Genomic DNA, 19859 nt, shown 5'->3' with positions numbered 1-19859 from the left:
GCTTTTTCTGCATCCGGAAGACGATCGTTATACAAAGCTATATCCTTGACTTGATCAGAGGATATCTCCTGCATGTAAATATCGGATTCATGATATGTAGCTTTCATTCAATTCCATCATTGAACCCGCCGCAGAGGCCAGAATAAGACGTGCTGCCTTTTGGCGTAATGGAGAAGCGGGGCGGTATCAGGCAATATGAGGCCGTTTGCAGCCGCCGCCGTATTTTGCTGAAATTCGGTTTCTGCCTGCTGAAGCGCCCATTGTGAATGATGGATGTCTTCATAGTAGACCCGGCTGTTGTGTGTAGTGTACAGCCGATATCTTTCCGTCAGCCAGTATTCGATCGTTCCTTTTTGGGCGGTGAAGGGATCTGACAGCGGACCGTAGCGGGCGTGAAAGACCGCTTTTGAATCAGCCCTTCTGCTGGAGAATTGTACTCGGCTTTCTTCTTTCTCAAAGGCTATGTCTGCGCGAAAATATGGCAAATGGAAAAATCTGCGCGCGCTCAAGACGGCTAAGCGCGAAGCGGCATCAAGACTGAAAAAATAAACCCCTGGTACGCCCTTATATGTGACATACGTTCGGACATTCAGCTCAGGAAATCTGCTGATGCAAGGAAGGGGCGGCAAAAAGCGGGCCCGCAGATCTGTCAGCAGAAAAGGAAGAATGCCGATCCAAGCCTTTCCGTTAAACGTCTCCAGCTCCAAGGCCGCCGGTATTTTTTCTTGAATGGTTTCAGGTTCAACCGGCCAATGGGCGAACAATACATCGTTCCACGTCTGCGCCATGAGCCAGAGCCCTTTCGGGAGCGGAAAGGGCCGATGTGAAGTATTGGTGATCTTCATCTGAAAACGCTCCTTTTTGTTTTATTATGCTTAAAAAATCCATCTGCAACACATTGGGCGGCATATTGCAAGGTTTGATGATCAGCCTCTCCGGTTAACTCAAAAACAGCAGCATAAAAAAGAGGAGTGTTTCATTTGTTCAAACATTCGAAGGTTCTGCAATACCCGGCTAAGCCTGAAAGGCCGGACCCTGTCTTTGCAAAGAAAATGCAGGAGATTCTCGGCGGCCAGTATGGCGAAATTTCGGTAGCTATGCAGTATTTGTTTCAGGGCTGGAATACGAGAGGAAATGAAAAATACAAAGACTTAATCATGGATACTGCTGCTGAAGAAATCGGGCATGTCGAAATGATTGCGACGATGATTGCGCGGCTGCTGGAAGATGCTCCTGTTTATGAACAGGAAGAAGCGGCCAATGACTCGGTCATCGGTTCAATCATGGGCGGGATGAACCCTCATCATGCGATCGTTTCAGGCCTTGGAGCTATGCCGGAAAACAGCACAGGCGTTCCATGGAATGCGGGCTATATTGTGGCCAGCGGCAATCTTCTCGCTGACCTGCGTGCGAATGTCAATGCAGAATCACAAGGACGGCTGCAAGTCGCCAGGCTGTATGAGATGACAGATGACAAAGGTGTAAAAGATATGCTGGGCTTTCTTTTGGCCAGAGATACCATGCATCAAAACCAGTGGCTGGCCGCGATTCGGGAATTGGAAGAAAAAGAAGGTGTCGTCGTGCCGGGCACGGTTCCTCAAGGGTATGAGAAAGAAGAATATGCGCACACTTTATACAACTTTTCAGATGGAGAGGAAAGCGCACAGTTTGATTGGCTGCAAGAGGAGGCGCCGGACGGAGCTAAATTCCAATATGAGAGCGGCCCGGTCGCTTACGGAGAAAAACCTGTCTTAAAGCCGGCGCCGAAACAAAGCCACAATACACCTGACTATGGAGATTAAAAGAGCCGAACGGCTCTTTTTTTATTTTTTAAAATGACAAAACACTTCGTAAATATTAAAATTAATGACAGGTTTGCAGATTTTTTTATTGTCAGGTAAGCTTACTATAAAAACAAAAGTAAGGAGTTATATCATGAGCAAAGTACTTATTTTTGGCCACAAAAATCCGGATACGGATACGATTTGTTCAGCGATTGCATATGCTGAATTGAAAAACAAGCTCGGACTTGATGCAGAACCTGTCCGCTTAGGGGAAGTCAACGGGGAAACCCAATATGCGCTTGATCAGTTCAATGCAGAAGTTCCGCGTCTTGTAGAGACTGTAGCTAATGAAACAGACAGCGTCATTTTGGTTGACCATAACGAACGCCAGCAGAGCGTCAATGACCTGGACCAGGTTCGCGTGCTTGAAGTCATCGACCACCACCGGATCGCCAATTTTGAAACAAGTGATCCTTTATACTATCGCGCAGAGCCTGTAGGATGTACGGCGACGATTTTAAACAAGCTGTATAAAGAAAACGGTGTTGAAATTAAAAAAGAAACGGCCGGACTCATGCTGTCAGCCATCATTTCAGACTCCCTTTTATTTAAATCTCCGACTTGCACGGAGGAAGATGTTAAAGCGGCAAAAGAATTGGCTGAAATCGCCGGCGTTGATGCTGAAAGCTATGGACTGGAGATGCTGAAAGCGGGCGCCGATCTGAGCGCAAAAACGATTCCTCAGCTTCTCTCGCTTGATGCGAAAGAGTTTACGATGGGAAGCCATAAAGTGGAGATCGCTCAGGTGAATACAGTCGATACAAATGATGTCCTTTCCCGCAAAGAGGAAGTAGACGCGGCGCTTTCAAAAGTAGTTGCTGAAAAAGGATTGGATTTATTTGTCTTCGTCGTCACCGACATCTTAACGAACGACTCTGTCGTCGTCGCTTCAGGACAAGCTGCGCAAGCAGTGGAAAAAGCGTTCAACGTTGAACTGACAGATAACACGGCGACGCTGAAAGGCGTAGTGTCCCGTAAAAAACAAATCGTTCCGCCATTAACAGATGCATTAAAATAATGCAAAAAGCCCTGACAGCCGGATACCGCCGTATCCCCTGCCAGGGTTTTTGCATTTTCGGAAACTATCTGAAAATCGCTTTTTTAAATCGGTGCATAATAGAATCGTAGAGGGAAATGATCCAAGTGAAAAGCGGATTTAAGTATTTGGAAAATCTGAGCACAATCAGAGAAGCCAAGACAGCTACCAATATGCTTCCTAAAACATCAACCGGATAATGGTGCCCTACCCAGATGCGGGAGAAGCCCGTCAATAAACCAAAGGCGATCATAAAGCTGCCGATTTTACGGTGGAACAACCAAAAAGCTATAGAAATAGCCAGAGCTCCTGTCGTATGATCGCTTGGGAAGGACGCATCAGCGGCATGATGAATCAATACATTGACATGGTGAGCGATGAAAGGACGCGGCTCGAAGTAAATCAAGGTAATGAGATAATTGGCCGCCAAGCCTAAAATGCCTGTGAAGCCTGCCTGAAGAACGCTTTTTTTATAGGAATGGCCTCCGAAAAGCCATATGGCTAACAACGCCAGCGCATACAGGTAAATCGCTTTTTCCGTAATGAAAATCATGAAACTGTCAAGAATATTGCTGTGGTGTGATAGATTATGGATTGCGTTGAATAATTCGTAGTTCACAAAATCACCTTTCAGTATTTATTAATAGAATTCTATTTTTCTCAGACAGTTAGGGGACGATATGACATTCATAAAGGTTTCATTTTAAATCAAGATTTGAGCTGTGTAATCAAAAAAGCCGGGCCCCTTTTTATGCCCGGCAAAATGATGAAGGATCAATCCGCTATTGATATATTTCTTTTTTCCTTTAGGAATGCAGGCTTCCGGCTCCAAGTATAGAGGAACAGGTTGACAAGCACGAAAATACCCGAGAATAAATAGATGTTTGAAAAGCCGGTTTGGGCGACAATTAAGCCGAACACATAGGACCCGACTGCAATCCCGGTATCAAAAAAGGTAAAATAAGTAGCCGTTGCATAACCGCTGCGATGAGGCGGTGAAGCCTGGATCGCAAGTGTTTGCAGACAAGGTGTAATCGAGCCGTAGCCGATGCCGATGACTGCCCCTGAAAGCAGCAGCATCGCACTGCTATTTGTAAAAGCAAGCACGCAAAGCCCGATGCAAAAAATGATAATAGACGGGTAAATAACGATGCCAGGGCCGATTTTATCATACAGTTTTCCGGTAAACGGCCGTGTGATCATCATCGTCACTGCGAAAATCAAGAAGAAATAGCTGCTTGCTTCAATAAGTCCGAGAGACTTTGCATAAACCGAGATAAACGAAATGACGCTGGAATAGCAAAAGGAAACGAACAATCCGACAGTAGCAATCCGCAGTGCACCTTTTTCAAACATATTGGAAAAAGATAGTTTGAAAACTGCTGATACCTTGTCATTCTTTTTAGGAATCCGAACCAAGGCGGTACAGAGAATGCCGATGGTGACGATCGCTGAAAATAAAGTGAACAGCGCCGGAAAGCTCATTTTATCCAGCAGGTTCAAGGCGATAAACGGTCCGATGACAACAGCCAGATTCATTGACATGGCAAAGTAGCCAAGCCCTTCCCCCCGGCGCGCCGACGGAATCAAATCAGCGGCAATGGCACTCGTTACTGTTGTAATGATGCTGAACCAGATGCCCTGGAAAAAGCGCAGACCCAGCAGTACATAGATATCCTGGATGATGACATAAAGAAATGATGAAAGAGTGAATAATACGACGCTGATTAAAGCCATTCTTTTTTTTCCGAACCGTTCGATGACCGCTCCCGAAAATGGTCTCGCAAAAATCGCAGACAGCATAAACCCGCTGATCAAAAGCCCGCCTTCTGACTCGGAGCCTCCGAGCTCCTGCATCGTATAGACGGGAAGGACTGTCAGCAGAGCATAAAAATAGACAAATATAAACAAATTAATGAGAACAACCATGATAAAATCTCTTGTCCAAATCGGTTCAGATTGTTTCATAGGCTACAACTCCTTCTTATTTCCTGCTATGAATTGATGTAATAAACGCTGAAATGTTTTTTTATCGTTGTCTTCAAATACAGAAAGCATTTCCTCTTCGAATTCTTTCATTTTTAACTGAATCTCATCATATTTAATTGCGGCTTCATCCGTCATCTTGACGACCTTTTCCCTTTTGTCCTCGCCTGGGACTCTTTGCACCCAGCCGTTTTTCTCAAGACGGTTGACGGTTCGGGTCACTGTCGGTGCCTCAACGTGCAGATAAGTCCATATATCTTTTTGAGTCATCTGGCCAAAGGTATGAAGACAGTACAAAATTGACCACTGAGCACCGTAAAGGCCGTATGATTCGAGCTGTTCATTCGTTTTTTTGGAAATCATCCGCGTGCTTTGATTAAGTTGGTGGATAATCATTCGATTGATATGTTCCATATGAACTCCTTCAAAATATTTACCTAGGTAAATAATAAACTTTACTCATTTTACTGGATGTACTGAATACTGTAAAGTAAAAATTTTTGAAACCCGAAATAAATTTGCCTGATAAACCCCTTGTCCTCCTTGAGTTTTTAGCATAATCCCATTTAAATGCTAATACACTGATACAAACCTAACAAAGAGAGTGTTTGAGGTGAGGGATCGTGGGCGTATTTCAAAATTCTACTTGGAAAAGCATAAAACGGAGAAACAGCGCAAATAGTGATTTCTTTCATAAAACGGATCTCATTTCACACTTCTCACATCCATTTTAGGGAGGTCGAGTGGTGTGCACGATTACATCAAAGAGCGAACAATCAAGATAGGGAAGTACATCGTGGAGACGAAAAAAACGGTTCGTGTAATAGCGAAGGAGTTTGGTGTTTCCAAAAGTACCGTTCACAAGGATTTGACAGAAAGGCTGCCTGAAATTAATCCTGATTTAGCCAATGAAGTAAAGGGAATTCTTGATTATCATAAATCAATCAGACATTTGCGGGGCGGAGAAGCAACAAAATTGAAATATAAGAAAGATGAAATCCTTGAAAGGGAGCCTGTCCAATAAGGAATAATGAACCAGATATGAGCAATGTTTTTCAGAATTTCCCGGTATCCTCCGTAAAAAGCCACAAAATTTTGTGAAGAACTTTAACAATAACGCTTTTTTTTCTAATATTTATGATAAAATATATAATTAGGGCAGAATGTGGATATTGCTGTGAAACAGATTTCGAGGAGGATATAGATAGATGTTTGCAAGGGATATTGGTATTGACCTTGGTACAGCAAATGTGCTGATCCATGTCAAAGGAAAAGGTATTGTCTTAAATGAACCATCAGTCGTTGCTCTGGACAAAAACAATGGTAAAGTGCTCGCTGTTGGTGAAGAAGCAAGGAGAATGGTAGGACGTACACCTGGGAATATTGTTGCGATACGTCCATTAAAAGACGGCGTTATTGCAGATTTTGAAGTAACAGAAGCCATGCTGAAACATTTCATTAACAAGTTGAATGTAAAAGGTCTTTTCTCAAAGCCCCGCATGCTGATTTGCTGCCCTACAAATATTACGTCTGTCGAGCAGAAGGCTATTAAAGAAGCTGCTGAAAAAAGCGGCGGAAAGCATGTGTACCTTGAAGAAGAGCCAAAGGTAGCCGCAATCGGCGCAGGGATGGATATTTTTCAGCCAAGCGGGAATATGGTAGTGGATATCGGCGGTGGAACGACAGATGTCGCAGTCATCTCAATGGGCGATATTGTCACCGCCTCTTCTATTAAAATGGCTGGGGACAAGTTTGATCTTGAAATACTAAACTATATCAAACGTGAATACAAACTGTTAATAGGTGAACGGACAGCTGAAGACATTAAGATTAAAGTCGCAACTGTTTTCCCAGACGCACGTCATGAGGAAATCTCTATCCGCGGCCGTGACATGGTCTCTGGCTTGCCGAGAACTATTACGGTAACGAGCAAAGAAGTTGAAGAAGCGCTTCGCGAATCTGTATCTGTTATCGTGCAGGCTGCCAAACAAGTGCTTGAAAGAACACCGCCTGAACTTTCAGCAGACATCATTGACAGAGGCGTTATCATCACAGGAGGCGGTGCACTGCTAAACGGTCTTGACCAGCTTCTTGCAGAAGAGCTTAAAGTTCCGGTGCTCGTTGCTGAGAATCCGATGGATTGTGTGGCGGTCGGTACAGGCGTCATGCTTGATAACATGGACAAGCTTCCAAAACGCAAACTGAGCTAATCAAAGGGCCTCATTCTTTTAGAATGAGGTTTTTTGATGTAAAAGCTTTAAAGGAAACGAAAAGCTGCCGATAAAAAGAATAGATATTTGAATGTTATTATAGAACAAATGTTCCTGATCGGCAAGTGAAATTTTCTCCAACGAGCCAAGGTTATAAAAAACTCTTGGTTTTCCTTACAGCTCCAGGCTCTTCATCTGGAGTCATTACACATATTTGAGGTGAAATGATGTTAAAAGGACTTTATACAGCAACTTCCGCTATGATCACCCAGCAGCGCCGTACGGAAATGCTGACGAATAATATAGCAAATGCGAATACACCGGGTTATAAAGAAGACCAAGGCTCAATTCGCTCCTTTCCTGACATGCTTCTGAGCCGGATGGAATCAGATTCTGTTCAAATGGGCAGCGGCTCCCGTTCATTTTCAAAACAGACACCCATCGGATCTATCAACACTGGCGTTTATATGCAGGAACTGAAGCCGCAATTTTCACAAGGCGATCTGCAAAGCACAAATGAGCCGACAGATATTGCGATCAGTGAAGCGGAAATCCCGGTCAATGAACAAACGAACGATAAAGCCGCCTTGTTTTATGCTGTCCGGCTCGAGAATGGAGATATTCGCTATTCACGAAGCAGCCGCTTTTCGCTAAATGAAAATAATGAACTGACGATTAACGGACATGCCGTTCTTTCCACAGACGGCCGGCCGATCACCGTGGGAAGCGAGAACTTTCAAGTTGCTGAAGACGGCACTGTGTCTGAAAACGGACAAAACCTTGGAAGAATTGATGTGAGAATCGCGCTCGATACAAGAAATGTAGCAAGAGAAGGAAATGATTTGTATCGGACTGAAAATGGAGGAGAGCTGCCGAGCGCAGCTGAAAACCCCAATGTCAATTACTCCGTCAAACAGGGGATGACGGAACGGTCGAATGTTGATATCACAAGAGATTATACGGAAATGACTGCTGCTTACCGTTCGTTCGAAGCCAACCAAAAAGTCCTTCAGGCTTATGATAAAAGCATGGATAAAGCGGCGAACGAAATTGGAAGGATCGGATAAGGCGAATGAGCTGTTTCCAGCGAACTAAATGGAGGATGTTAAAACACAATGCTTAGATCCATGATAACGGCTTCAAACACAATGAATCAGCTGCAAAAACAGATTGATCATATCAGCCATAACCTTGCAAACACAGACACGACGGGATATAAAGCGAAAAACACGAGCTTTTCGGAGCTTGTCAGACAGCAGATTGAACAGGTGAATGAGAAAAACAATGAAGTGGCAGAAAGCAGAAAGACGCCGCCGGGACTTCGGGTTGGCGTCGGAGCTGTGTTGACAGACCAGTTGACACATAAACAAGGGAGCATAAAGGAAACGGGACGAGAGCTTGATATCGCTCTGACTTCCCCTTACCAATACTTCCAGGTTGATGTCGACGGAGAAGTCCAATATACAAGGGATGGCGCATTTTATTTGGCACCTGCAGCTGGAAATGCCGACCAGCTGCAGCTGGTGACGAAAGAAGGGCATCCTGTGCTCGATGAGAACGGCAATGCCATCCGCTTCAACCAGCGCTACAAAAATTTTCAAATTGACGGAAGCGGGACGGTTACCGTATCATCAGGCAATCAAAACGAAGCGCCTTTAAGCTTCAGCTTAGGCATTGCCCAGGCAGTCAAACCTCAGGCTCTGGCAGAGGCAGGGAGCAATCTTTTTTCTGTCCGCGATGATTTGAGAGACACGGCTCTCATCAATTTAAACGGGGCGGGACGGCAGGATGTCTCGATAAAACAAGGCTTTCTTGAATCGTCCAATGTAGATGTTTCAAAAGAAATGAGTGATTTGATTTCCTCGCAGCGGTCTTATCAAATGAATTCGCGTGCGATCTCGATGGGTGATCAAATGATGGGACTCATCAATTCAGTGCGCTGATATATTGAAGAAAAGAGCAGACGCGGGTCAGGCCCGTCTGCTCTTTTTTTGTTACGGCATGCTGTGCCTGTGTTTTTGAGACGTTCGTGATCGTCTTGAAAGAACGGACAGCTTTATCCCGAGAGAACGGTCCGGGCCTTTTGAAGCCGGCTTTTGGCGGTTAAGCCTGGGGCTCGAATCATTCAAACGCCGCCTTCAAACAGGGTCGGCAGAGCTTGTTTGACATCTTCTGTTGAAAAAGATTCCGTTTCATAATATACTTCCAGATGTACAGAATGAGGCACCGAAACATTGTTCTATACATATTTCTCAAAAAAGGAGATGTCAAGGCGATGCTTGATGCTCAGCAAATTAAAGAAATTATTCCCCACCGTTATCCCTTTTTGCTCATTGACCGGGTGACAGAAGTAGAGGAAGGGAAGCGGGCTGCAGGTTATAAAAATGTCACGGTTAATGAAGAATTTTTTAGCGGCCATTTTCCGAATTATCCGGTGATGCCGGGTGTTTTGATTGTTGAAGCGCTCGCGCAAATCGGAGCTGTGGCGCTTCTGATGAAGGAGGAAAACCGCGGAAGACTCGCGTTCTTTGCGGGGATTGACAGCTGCCGTTTCAAAAAGCAAGTCAAACCGGGCGACCAGCTGCACCTTGAACTTGAAGTGCTCCGTTTCCGCGGTTCAATCGGCAAAGGAAAAGGCGTCGCAAAGGTAGACGGCGAAGTCGTTTGTGAGGCCGAGCTGATGTTTTCTCTTGGAGAAAAACAGGAATAATACTGAGCAGATGGGTTTAGCATGAACCCATTTGTTTTTTATAACGAAAGGAAAAGGTGATCCTTTTATGTGGAAAGATTTTAGAAGCTTTGCGATCCGAGGAAATGTAATCGATCTCGCAATAGGGGTTATTATCGGAGGCGCCTTTGGGAAAATCGTGACTTCGCTTGTCAATGATTTGATTATGCCTATACTGGGTCTTCTGCTTGGAGGTTTGGATTTTTCGGAGCTTTCATTTACATTTGGCGATGCTGATGTAAAGTACGGGCTATTCATTCAGTCGATTGTGAACTTCTTTATCATTTCGTTTTCGATTTTTCTTTTCATCCGCTATATCTCAAAATTGAAGAAGAAGGAAGACGCGAAGGAAGAGGAACCTGTGCCAGATCCTCAGGAAGAATTGCTCAAAGAAATTCGCGATCTATTAAAAGAGCAGTCGAAGCAATCTTAAAAAAACGCGGACAAAAAGGCTGTCGTTTCCCAGACAGCCTTTCCTATATATTTTGTTTGAACGCTTCTAGAAGCCGATCTCCGGAATATCCTTCCTTCATCAACCCTTCTAAAATCTTGTCGGAATCCTTCCTCAACTTGGAACTGACCATTTTGCCATCCAATAAAACGGAAACATGTTCACCGAGAACCGTGATGTTTTTAACCTTTGCCAGAAGCTGTGCCGGCCGATTGCTTTTTTTAGTAATCGTCACATATGCTTTCACTTCTTTGCCTTCCTGCAGAAGGTATTCAAAAAAATACCGGTATTCCTTTGAGACAAGCCCCTCGGCCATCCAATGGTTTTCTCCGTCTTCCTTATTAATAATCAGGCCGTCGATCAGCGGGAACTCCTCGAGCCGTTTTGATGTCTCATCCTGGCGGACGATTTTTAAATCAATAAGCCTAAAGGTTTTCATCCTATCACCTCACAAGCTTCCTTAGTTATATAACCATTATATCACATTCAATATGAGAGCTCCTAAACAGCGGCTGCATGATTGATCCTCTTATTTTAAATTTTTCAAAAAGTATTTTATAATGCTTTGTTTTTATTTATACTTTAGGTGATATTGAGCAGGAGGTGACTTATGAACCATTTTTACTTAAAGGAAGTATTGGTGATAAACAACAATCCAGCTGCTGACTGTCTTCAATATAGACCTTTGATTCGCTTTTTGGCCGGAAACAAAAAGTATGAGATTGATATGCGTGACCATGAAAGCATTGTCTTTCGTTATGTGACAAAGGATAAGATGGAGATATACGAATTTCACGCCGCATTTAAAGAAAAAGAATTGTCATTTCGGCAATACGCTTGGGACGGAGGCTCATATGTCCGCTTGTATTCTGATCAGTGGCTGGCATCTCCTGTTTTCTTGCAGTTTTTAAAAAATACGTATTTCTCAAATAAAAAAGAAATGATGTTCATAATTAGTGGGAAGAAAAAACAAAAATTATAATAAGAAAGCAAGTTTTGATAAACTATTTTCCTTTTATCTGCATTTTTCTTGAAAGCTCTTCTCTTATAAACTGGGGATATCGAATATGAAGGGAGGGACAAAATGTTTAATCAGATCATGCTGGTCGGGCGTTTAACAAAAGACCCGGAGCTTCGCCATACATCTAACGGTGTCCCGGTTGCGAATATTATCTTGGCTGTCAGCAGGCATTTCAAAAATGCCGGCGGCGAAATTGAAACGGACTTTGTCAATTGTACACTGTGGCGCAAAACGGCTGAGAATACAGCCGAATATTGCAGAAAAGGATCAATCATCGGTCTGAATGGAAGAATTCAGACCCGAAATGATGTTGATTCAGAAGGGAAGCGCGTCTTTAAAACAGAAGTTGTTGCCCGCTCAGTACGGTTTTTGGGTGAAAAGCCCCGTGAATCCGCTGACGCTTAGAGAAGTAAAATGATGCCCTCTATACCCCCTTTCTTATATAAAATCAATCAACTCCCCGTTTTATCCCCTTTATAGCCGGTCTTTTACGACCGGTTTTTTTATTTGGACAAAAAAAAGACAAATTTAAATTGACTCAGAAAATTCTCATATGTATAATGTAAGCGAATACACAACAAATGTTCAATATTTGCACAAATGTGCAATGGAAAAGGGTGATCATATGGAAATGAAGGATGATAAACGCCTTTTGATTAAAATTTGCAAAATGTATTACGAAGAAGATCTGACACAAAGCCAGATTGCAAAAGCGACGGGAATATACAGGACAACTGTCGGGCGCATGCTGAAAAAAGCGAGGGAGGAAGGGATCGTCAAAATTACAATTGATGATCATGTCGGAGCACATTACGATTTGGAACGCCAACTTGAACAGCTCCTGGGACTTAGAGAAGTATACATTTGTGAGACGAATCCAGGGCAGGCAGAAGAAGAAAAGAAAAAAATCGTCGGCAAAGCAGGCGCAGATATTTTAAAACGCGTCGTTAAAGACGGAGATACAGTCGGTTTTGCCTGGGGGACGACGATGGCGGGAATGATCGGAGAATTCCACGGCGTGAAAAAACGGAGCGCTTCTTTTGTTCCGCTTGTCGGCGGTCCCGGAGCAATGGATACGAAATATCATGTGAACAGCATCGTTTACTCTATCGCCAGCGACTTTGGAGGCACCCCGCACTTTATCGATGCGGCGGCAGTCGTTGAAAAAAAGGAAACGAAAGACGAAATCGTGAAATCCCACTATTTCAAAAAAATCGAAAATCTATGGAACAGTCTTACCGTGGCAGCTGTGGGAATCGGAGCGCCGCTTAGTTCTTCGAACATGATCTGGACCGGGTTTTACGGGGATCAAGATATGGAGTGTTTAAAAGAGAAACATGCTGTCGGAGATATATGCTCCCGTTTTTTTGACCGTACAGGACAATTAATAGAGACGGAGATTAATGACAGAACCATCGCAATAGACATCAATAGGCTGAAGAATCTGGAGTATTCTATCGGTCTCGCTGAGTCCCATGAAAAGGTTCCTTCAATTATAGGAGCGGCAAAAGGCGGCTATATCAACATATTGGTGACAACTGCCGAAACAGCGAGAGAAATCGCCGAGGAGGTGAAGAATCAAAAATGATCTTTTATTTTATCATCACCATTGGGATAGCCTGGCTTCTCCAAAGCATCTTTGGTTTTTGGCAAATCAGGCATTTTAATCAAACATTTGCGGAATACAGGAAGTTGGGAAGGGTTGCTGTCGGAAGGCGGACCGGGCTATTCAGAGCCGGTACGGTCGTTCTGTTTGTCATTGATAAGCGAAACAAAATTCTTCGGGCATCCAAAATGCAGGGAGTGACGGTTTTTTCAAGGATCAGGCCTTTAAAAGGATTTGAGGGGAAATATTTGCTCAAAATCGGGCCGGATGATATTGCTCCGCATGACCGTCTGACAAGACTTGCAATAGAAGATGCCTTGAGAACATTTGACATCATCACTAAAGGGGGTGATATTCCGCCAAAGAAATCATTGCTTCAAAAAATAATGAGTGTTCATACGAAAAAAAGAGGTGAAATATGAAAAACGTAACAGGGCTTGCAGAGAAGTTTATGGATTTGTTCAGACATGGCGGAGAGGTTTTTGTCAGCATGCTTACAGACATCGTTCCTTTATTAATTATGCTGCTTGTCGCCATGAATGCGCTCATACGTCTGATTGGAGAAAGACGCGTTGAAATGCTTGCCAAAAAATCCGGAAAAAACCCTTTGACAAGGTATCTGGTTTTGCCGGTCATCGGTACCTTTATGCTTGCAAATCCAATGACGCTGTCGCTTGGAAAGTTTTTGCCGGAGAAATATAAACCAAGCTATTATGCGGCTGCTTCTTATTCTTGTCATACCCATAACGGACTCTTTCCCCATGTAAATCCCGGCGAACTTTTCGTATTTCTTGGGATTGCCGCCGGCATTACGACCTTGGGGCATGAAACGACAGAGCTTGCTCTCCGCTATTTTTTAGTCGGTATTTTTACAAACTTTCTGAGAGGCTGGGTGACGGATTTGACGACAGCATATGCAGCTAAGCAGCAGGGCATTCAATTGAAAGATTCGGTAGATCTTAAATAAGGAGGGCGGTTGATAACATGAGTTCCTATCGTTCAGTTGTCGTTTCAAAAGGACAGGGAGGATTTGGCGGACCGCTTTTGATCACCCCTGATGAGCAGAAAAATAAAATCGTTTATGTGACGGGAGGAAACAAGCCGGAGATCGCTGACTATTTAGCAGAGCTGACAGGGTGTGAGCTTGTCGACGGTTTTAAAACGACGGTTCCTGAAAAAGAGATGGCCGCCGTGATCATTGACTGTGGGGGAACACTGCGCTGCGGTCTTTATCCGCAAAAACGAATTCCGACAATCAATCTCATGGCAACCGGAAAAAGCGGACCGCTCGCTGCCCATATTACAGAGGATATTTATGTTTCAGGCGTAAAAAAAGAGAATATCAAACTGCAAGAGGCTGAAGAGGAGCCGGAACAGTCCAATATTCTAAAAGAAAATCATAATGTAAATAAACAAAACCATTATAGCACAGAGAAAAAAATTAGTGAACAACAAGCCCCAAAAGGCGTTATGGCTAGAATCGGGATGGCGATGGGGTCCGTTGTCAGCGTTTTCTACCAGGCGGGCCGGGAGGCGATTGAAACCGTTATCAAAACGATTCTTCCATTTATGGCCTTTGTCGCTTTGTTAATCGGCGTGATTAAGGAGTCTGGAATCGGCGACATTTTTGCTCAATTTCTGTCTCCTTTTGCAGGTTCTCTTCCCGGGCTCCTATTAATCTCGCTTGTTTGTTCTTTTCCGCTGCTCTCTCCGTTTCTCGGGCCAGGGGCGGTCATTGCTCAGGTTGTCGGTTCATTGATCGGCGTAGAGATCGGAAAAGGGAACATCCCGCCGAATTTGGCGCTTCCGGCGTTATTTGCCATCAATTCACAAGCTGCCGCAGACTTTGTTCCCGTCGGCCTCGGACTTGCGGAAGCGGAAGTCGAAACCGTTGAAGTCGGAGTGCCATCGGTGCTGTATTCGCGGTTTTTAACGGGGGCGCCGACTGTATTCATTGCTTGGCTGGCAAGCTTTGGACTATATGACAGCTAGATTTTCTAAAGGAGTGAGAAATGATGGTCATGCTGTATGAAACAAAAATAAACAAGATTGGAGCTCTGTCATCTGCTTTCTCAGGTGACAACATGCTCATCCTGTTCGGTGACGGGGCGCCGGATGAATTAAAAGATTACTGTTTATCCATTGACATAGAGCCTGTGGAAGGCGACTTCAGAGAAGGCGACGAACTTTTGCTCGGCGGAGAATCTTACAGGGTGACAGCCGTTGGAGAAGCTGTCGCAAAAAATCTGGCAAGCCTGGGTCATATTACGCTGAAATTTGATGGCTCAAAATCTGCTGAATTGCCCGGAACACTGTATCTCGAACAGAAAGAATTACCTGAGGTTTTGGCTGGAGACAGCATTCAAATCAAAAGATGTTGTTAAGGAGCGGGTGCAATATGGAAATCAATAAAGGAAAAGCGGCTTTGATTTGCGGCGGGGGACAAAGCTTGGGAGAAGCGCTGTCCTATCGCATGGCAGAAGCCGGATATGATGTTGCGATTGCAGATATCAACGGTGAAAACGCCAAAAGGACTGCCGATCAAGCGGCTGAGAAATACGGTAAAAAATCTTTGGCCATTCAAGCGGATTTTACGAAAGAAGCAGATGTGAAGGACATGATTGAGAAAGTTACTGCAGAATTCAACACAATTGATGTGATGGTTTACAGCGCGGGGATCGCCACAAGCAATAAAATCACCGATTTTCAGCTGAAGGATTGGGAGCGGACTCTTGATGTCAATCTTACAGGATACTTTTTATGTGCAAGGGAGACGTCAAAAGTGATGATTGAGCAGGGAGGCGGCTCAATGATTCAAATCAACTCGAAATCTGGAAAAGTCGGCAGCAAACATAACACGGCTTATTCAGCTTCAAAGTTCGGAGGTGTCGGGCTGACTCAAAGCCTGGCGCTTGACCTAGCTGAGCACAATATTCGTGTGAACAGTATAATGCCGGGGAATCTATTGAAATCCCCGATGTTTCAAAGCTTAATTCCGCAGTATGCGAAAAAACTCGGCATTCCTGAAAGCGAAGTGGAACGCGTTTATACGGAAAAAGTGCCGCTGGGACGGGGCTGTACGTATGATGACATCGCCAATGCCATATTATTTTACGCATCTGATAAAGCTTCCTATATGACGGGACAATCGATTAATGTAACCGGAGGACAGGTCATGCATTAAATCAGAGGGGGTGAACAGGATGAAACTGCTGGTGGATTCCGCTGATATATCCGAGATTGAAAGTTTGCTAGCTTCGTTTCCCATTGACGGTGTGACGACAAATCCCGTCTTGATTGCAAAGGAAAAGCGGCCTTTTAAACAGCAGATCCAAGAGATTCGCCATCTTCTTCCCGATCGCCTGCCTCTTCACGTCCAAATCATTGCGGATGATTGTAAAGGCATGATTGATCAGGCAAGAACACTTTATGACTGGCTGGACGGAAATGTATGGATTAAAATTCCTGTGAGCAAAGAAGGCTTGCGTGCAATACGGGAGCTTTCAGCAGACAGTATCCGCACCACAGGGACAACCATTTATACTCCTCTACAGGCAGTTCTTGCGGCAAAGGCCGGAGCCGGCTATGTCGCACATATGTCAACAGGATTGATCATGAATACGGTGATGGGGCGGGTGTTGTCAAAACGATTGCCGATTTTTTCAGATCATACGGTTTTAACTGCAAAGTGCTTGCGGCAAGCTTTAAACATAACAGCCAAATTCTCGCCGCGATGGAAGCGGGGAGCCATGAAGCGACGATCAGCCCTGAGCTTTTAAAACATTTGGCTGACCACCCTGCTGCAAATCGCGATATCCATGGATTTCGTCATGTGTGGCAATCTCAATATGGAACGTTCTCACTATAGCATGATAGCCTGAGTGGTGCTGGAATATCAATTCAGCCCTCAGGCTTTTTTTTGCTTAAAAACACTTATATAAACTTGATTTATTTATTTTTTAAACTTATAATTACTTATAGATAATGATGATTACTTAATTACTAAAGGGATGATCCAGTGTATCAAGAGGAAAGGCTAATTTCCATCATTGACTATTTGAAGGAGCATCAACGGATTTCCGTAGAGCAGATTTGTTCTTTATTCCAGGTTTCAAGAGATACGGCGAGGCGCGATCTTGTCAAGCTGAATGAGCAGGGCGCGATTATCAGGACGAGAGGCGGAGCCATTCTGCCTACCATTCATGATGAAATCAAAGATTATTCTGGAAGGCTGAATATCGTGTCAGAGGAAAAGAGCATGATCGGTAAAGCAGCCGCTTCTTTAATCAGAGAAGGCGACCGTATCATTTTGGATGCTTCCACCACTGTTCAGTCGTGTGCTGAGCATTTGCCTGATATCAATTGCACGATTATTACCAACTCGATTAACCAGGCGGAGGTTCTTTCGTCAAAACAGGGGGCTTGCATTCATCTCCTTGGCGGAAAACTTCAGAAAGAGCACCGATTTTTATATGGGGCTTCTGTTACTGAAAAGCTGTCGTGCTATCATGTTGATAAAGCGCTGATCGGTGTAGTAGGGATCTCTGAGCACGGATTGACCATCGCTCATGAAGAGGATGGAATGGTGAAGCGAAAAATCATTTCCCAGGCAAAACAAGTGATTGCACTCGCCGACCATTCGAAAATCGGCAGGACGGATTTTTATCGGTATGCTGAGCTAAGCGATATTGATCTTCTGATCACAGACCGGCTGCCGTCAGAAGATTTTCAGAGACTGCTTGATGAACACGGGGTGGAGCTGCTTGTGGCAGAGCATGAAGGAACTTAAGAGGGGGAATACAGAAGATGAGAATGATCGCGGTAGATTTGGATGGGACACTGCTAAACAGTGAAAGCAAAGTCGCAAAGGACAGCATAGATGCGATTAAAAAAGCCCGGGACAACGGGATTGAAGTGGTGATTGCCACAGGAAGGGCTTCATTTGATGTGCAGGCGATTTTTCAGTCGACCGGTATTAAAACATGGATCATCAGCGCCAATGGAGCGGTGATTCACGATCCTGAAGGGCGCCTTTATCATGCCGTGCCGATAGACCCTAAGAAGGCAGAAGGAATTCTCGAGTGGCTTGAAGAAAAGAATTACTATTATGAAGTATTCAGCGACGATGCGATCTTTACTCCGCAAAATGGAAAAGAGCTGCTCGAGATCGAATTGGATCGACTGAAAAGCGCAAATCCCGGCGCTGATTTTTCTAGGCTGGAGCAGGCCGCCGAACAGCAGATCAGCCAGCATGGATACGCATATATCCGCTCCTATCGGGAGCTCTATCAGCCTGATCGAAGCGTAAATGTATACAACATCTTAGGTTTTTCTTTTGATCAAGAAAAGCTTGAGGAAGGCTGGCAGCGTTTTAAAGATGCAAAAGATATCACGCTTGTCACTTCCGCAGAGCACAACTTTGAGATAGAGCATCTTCAGGCTTCAAAAGGGCTCGCTCTAGAAAAGCTTTCTCAAAAGCTCGGCATTCCGCTTCATGAAACAGCTGCTGTCGGCGACAGCCTCAACGACTGTTCCATGCTGAAAATAGCGGGAAAAAGCTTTGCTATGGGAAACGCACGCGAGGACATTAAAGAGCTGGCAGATGAAGTAGCGCCGACAAATGATGAGAATGGCGTGGCACACATCCTCCACAAGCTTATTGAACAAAATGTAAAATCGGTTTAATTCGCACATCCTTTACTATCGGCGTGATGCCGGAGCTGGAAACCGGCAGCGTAACGATGAGGGAGTGCGATTAAGCAGCGGGTTGTTCTTTTCTGAGAATGACCCGCTTTTTTAATTCTTTCAAAATGGGATGTTTGAAAACGGCTGAAAACGGGAAATTCACCAACGGATTCCGGCCACCAGACGATGTAGAAGGAGAGAGTAATGAATGCATCAAACATCCGCTAATCTGCTGTACAAGCTTAACCTGCTGAAAAAAGCGGTCGACCATATGAAGATGGGTTTGACGATTACAGATCCGTCATTGCCCGATCATCCCATTATTTTCGTGAACAAGGGCTTCTTGCAATTGACCGGTTATTCAGAGGAGGAAGCGGTTGGACGGAACTGCCGCTTTCTTCAGGGGAATGATTCCAATCGATCCGAATTGGAAAAAGTCAGAAGAGCCATTAAAAAGGAAGAAAGTGCTGCGGTTCAGCTGAAAAATTATAAAAAAGACGGCACTATGTTTTGGAACGAAGTGGTGATTGAGCCTTTGCGTTTCACAGAGGGCGGAGAAGAGAAGCTTTATTTTATCGGTTTTCAAAAGGATGTGACATCTGAAAGAGAGCAGCAAAAGCAGCTGTCGAATTCGCTTGATGAAGTGCTCGCCATTTCAACTCCCATCGTCCCGGTGAAGGATGGCATATCAATTCTGCCGGTGATCGGAACATTGACAGAGCAGCGCTTTCAAAATATGCTTGAAAAAGTGTCTACATATATCATGCATTCAAAAGATGACTACTTTATTATCGATTTATCAGGACTGCTGGGTATTGATACGTTTGTCGCCGACGCCATTTTCAAACTTCACGATCTGATTTCGCTTACGGGAACAGAGTTTTTGGTTACGGGAATTCAAACAGATCTTGCCATGAAAATGGCCGAGCTCAGAGTGGATTTCGGCGGTTTGAAAACATATATGAATGTTAAAGCGGCACTAGAGCATATTCAATTTTAAGATGCTGCACAAAGGAGGGATTCAATGGAATTCTGGCTGGTGACCATTTGCTTAACTGTGGCGTGTATGGGGATTTCCTTTATCTTTGGAAAAAAGCGGTCGGCACTGCAGTTTGGTATTCCGGCTCTTTTGATGATGTTGAGTGTTGTTGTGATCATCGCCAGCTTTGCCGTCGGAAGATGGAATGGAATGATTTTGGGCGGTGCAGGTCTTTCATTACTGCTCGCTTCTACCTTCTCATTGATCATGTTGAGCTTATTTAGGATGATTAAAGGGTAAAAAAACAGCTGTC

The 19859-nt window shown here is 44.3% G+C and carries 25 protein-coding genes and 1 pseudogene; 21 read left to right on the top strand and 5 right to left on the bottom strand.

The features are described from left to right. Nucleotides 1-116 precede the first annotated feature (116 nt). Entirely contained in the window at nt 117-845 is a 729-nt protein-coding gene (locus BTA30_RS03150) for a YqjF family protein (protein ID WP_076759200.1), read from the bottom strand. Nucleotides 846-980: 135 nt separating this feature from the next. Here BTA30_RS03150 and BTA30_RS03145 point away from each other — a divergent pair, with 135 nt between their 5' ends. Beyond that, nucleotides 981-1802 (top strand): manganese catalase, encoded by an 822-nt coding sequence (locus BTA30_RS03145; RefSeq protein WP_076759197.1) that lies wholly within the window; start codon nt 981-983, stop codon nt 1800-1802. 133 nt (nt 1803-1935) lie between these two features. Beyond that, entirely contained in the window at nt 1936-2862 is a 927-nt protein-coding gene (locus BTA30_RS03140; RefSeq protein ID WP_076759193.1) for a manganese-dependent inorganic pyrophosphatase, read from the top strand. Between the two features lie 64 nt (nt 2863-2926). On the opposite strand, the gene BTA30_RS03135 is transcribed toward BTA30_RS03140, so the two are convergent. The 3 genes from BTA30_RS03135 to BTA30_RS03125 form a co-directional block, all read right to left on the bottom strand. Continuing rightward, complete coding sequence (locus tag BTA30_RS03135; protein ID WP_076759190.1) at nt 2927-3499, bottom strand: undecaprenyl-diphosphatase; 573 nt, start codon at nt 3497-3499, stop codon at nt 2927-2929. A gap of 155 nt (nt 3500-3654) precedes the next feature. Beyond that, on the bottom strand, nt 3655-4848 hold the full coding sequence (locus BTA30_RS03130) for an MFS transporter (RefSeq protein WP_076759187.1): 1194 nt from the start codon (nt 4846-4848) through the stop codon (nt 3655-3657). A gap of 3 nt (nt 4849-4851) precedes the next feature. Next, entirely contained in the window at nt 4852-5280 is a 429-nt protein-coding gene (locus BTA30_RS03125) for a MarR family winged helix-turn-helix transcriptional regulator (protein WP_076759184.1), read from the bottom strand. A 334-nt stretch (nt 5281-5614) separates the two neighbouring features. Between BTA30_RS03125 and spoIIID the strand changes: the two genes are divergently transcribed. The 6 genes from spoIIID to mscL all read left to right on the top strand — a co-directional run bounded on the left by spoIIID (nt 5615) and on the right by mscL (nt 10237). Continuing rightward, entirely contained in the window at nt 5615-5890 is a 276-nt protein-coding gene (gene spoIIID / locus BTA30_RS03115) for a sporulation transcriptional regulator SpoIIID (RefSeq protein ID WP_076759177.1), read from the top strand. A 184-nt stretch (nt 5891-6074) separates the two neighbouring features. After that, complete coding sequence (gene mbl / locus BTA30_RS03110) at nt 6075-7076, top strand: cell shape-determining protein Mbl (protein ID WP_076759175.1); 1002 nt, start codon at nt 6075-6077, stop codon at nt 7074-7076. Nucleotides 7077-7303: 227 nt separating this feature from the next. Beyond that, a complete protein-coding gene (locus BTA30_RS03105; RefSeq protein ID WP_076759172.1) occupies nt 7304-8143 on the top strand; it encodes a flagellar hook-basal body protein in 840 nt (279 codons plus the stop codon). A 48-nt stretch (nt 8144-8191) separates the two neighbouring features. After that, the gene (locus tag BTA30_RS03100; RefSeq protein ID WP_076759169.1) at nt 8192-9019 is read left to right on the top strand and encodes a flagellar hook-basal body protein; all 828 of its coding nucleotides are present in this window, start codon (nt 8192-8194) and stop codon (nt 9017-9019) included. 332 nt (nt 9020-9351) lie between these two features. Continuing rightward, entirely contained in the window at nt 9352-9786 is a 435-nt protein-coding gene (gene fabZ / locus BTA30_RS03095; RefSeq protein ID WP_076759167.1) for a 3-hydroxyacyl-ACP dehydratase FabZ, read from the top strand. Between the two features lie 67 nt (nt 9787-9853). Continuing rightward, a complete protein-coding gene (mscL, locus tag BTA30_RS03090) occupies nt 9854-10237 on the top strand; it encodes a large conductance mechanosensitive channel protein MscL (protein ID WP_076760227.1) in 384 nt (127 codons plus the stop codon). A 43-nt stretch (nt 10238-10280) separates the two neighbouring features. Here mscL and BTA30_RS03085 read toward each other — a convergent pair whose 3' ends face one another. Further along, nucleotides 10281-10694: a YwpF-like family protein gene (locus BTA30_RS03085; RefSeq protein ID WP_076759164.1), complete on the bottom strand. Its 414-nt coding sequence runs from the start codon at nt 10692-10694 to the stop codon at nt 10281-10283. Between the two features lie 171 nt (nt 10695-10865). Between BTA30_RS03085 and BTA30_RS03080 the strand changes: the two genes are divergently transcribed. The 13 genes and pseudogenes from BTA30_RS03080 (at nt 10866) to BTA30_RS03015 (ending at nt 19846) form a co-directional block, all read left to right on the top strand. Beyond that, entirely contained in the window at nt 10866-11237 is a 372-nt protein-coding gene (locus tag BTA30_RS03080; RefSeq protein WP_076759162.1) for a hypothetical protein, read from the top strand. Between the two features lie 102 nt (nt 11238-11339). Continuing rightward, nucleotides 11340-11681: a single-stranded DNA-binding protein gene (ssb, locus tag BTA30_RS03075; RefSeq protein WP_076759159.1), complete on the top strand. Its 342-nt coding sequence runs from the start codon at nt 11340-11342 to the stop codon at nt 11679-11681. 220 nt (nt 11682-11901) lie between these two features. Further along, complete coding sequence (locus BTA30_RS03070; protein ID WP_076759156.1) at nt 11902-12864, top strand: sugar-binding transcriptional regulator; 963 nt, start codon at nt 11902-11904, stop codon at nt 12862-12864. Further along, nucleotides 12861-13304: a transcriptional regulator GutM gene (locus tag BTA30_RS03065; RefSeq protein WP_076759153.1), complete on the top strand. Its 444-nt coding sequence runs from the start codon at nt 12861-12863 to the stop codon at nt 13302-13304. Before BTA30_RS03070 ends, BTA30_RS03065 begins: the two co-directional genes overlap by 4 nt. Further along, nucleotides 13301-13849, top strand: coding sequence for a PTS glucitol/sorbitol transporter subunit IIC (srlA, locus tag BTA30_RS03060; RefSeq protein ID WP_076759150.1), 549 nt, complete (start codon nt 13301-13303; stop codon nt 13847-13849). The genes BTA30_RS03065 and srlA overlap by 4 nt, the downstream gene beginning before the upstream one ends. 17 nt (nt 13850-13866) lie before the next feature. Then, nucleotides 13867-14874, top strand: coding sequence for a PTS glucitol/sorbitol transporter subunit IIB (srlE, locus tag BTA30_RS03055; RefSeq protein WP_076759148.1), 1008 nt, complete (start codon nt 13867-13869; stop codon nt 14872-14874). Between the two features lie 23 nt (nt 14875-14897). Then, nucleotides 14898-15266 carry a PTS glucitol/sorbitol transporter subunit IIA gene (locus BTA30_RS03050; protein ID WP_076759146.1) on the top strand — a complete coding sequence of 123 codons (369 nt, stop codon included), beginning with the start codon at nt 14898-14900 and terminating at the stop codon, nt 15264-15266. Between the two features lie 14 nt (nt 15267-15280). Continuing rightward, nucleotides 15281-16066 (top strand): sorbitol-6-phosphate dehydrogenase, encoded by a 786-nt coding sequence (gene srlD / locus BTA30_RS03045; protein WP_076759144.1) that lies wholly within the window; start codon nt 15281-15283, stop codon nt 16064-16066. A 19-nt stretch (nt 16067-16085) separates the two neighbouring features. Beyond that, nucleotides 16086-16750 (top strand): annotated as a pseudogene (locus tag BTA30_RS03040) (transaldolase family protein). Nucleotides 16751-16900: 150 nt separating this feature from the next. After that, nucleotides 16901-17671 (top strand): transcriptional regulator GlcR, encoded by a 771-nt coding sequence (glcR, locus tag BTA30_RS03035; protein WP_076759142.1) that lies wholly within the window; start codon nt 16901-16903, stop codon nt 17669-17671. 17 nt (nt 17672-17688) lie between these two features. Then, nucleotides 17689-18567, top strand: coding sequence for a Cof-type HAD-IIB family hydrolase (locus BTA30_RS03030; protein ID WP_076759139.1), 879 nt, complete (start codon nt 17689-17691; stop codon nt 18565-18567). Between the two features lie 208 nt (nt 18568-18775). Beyond that, nucleotides 18776-19567, top strand: a complete 792-nt coding sequence (gene ytvA, locus BTA30_RS03020) for a YtvA family blue-light photoreceptor (RefSeq protein WP_076759134.1) — start codon at nt 18776-18778, stop codon at nt 19565-19567. A gap of 24 nt (nt 19568-19591) precedes the next feature. Further along, on the top strand, nt 19592-19846 hold the full coding sequence (locus BTA30_RS03015) for a YesK family protein (RefSeq protein WP_076759132.1): 255 nt from the start codon (nt 19592-19594) through the stop codon (nt 19844-19846). The last annotated feature ends 13 nt before the right edge of the window (nt 19847-19859 follow it).

The sequence above is a fragment of the Bacillus swezeyi genome, assembly GCF_001969815.1.
In the GTDB taxonomy this organism is placed as follows: Bacteria; Bacillota; Bacilli; order Bacillales; family Bacillaceae; genus Bacillus; species Bacillus swezeyi.
Note: the sequence above shows the minus strand (reverse complement) of the source record. Positions and strands in the feature narration are given on the sequence as shown.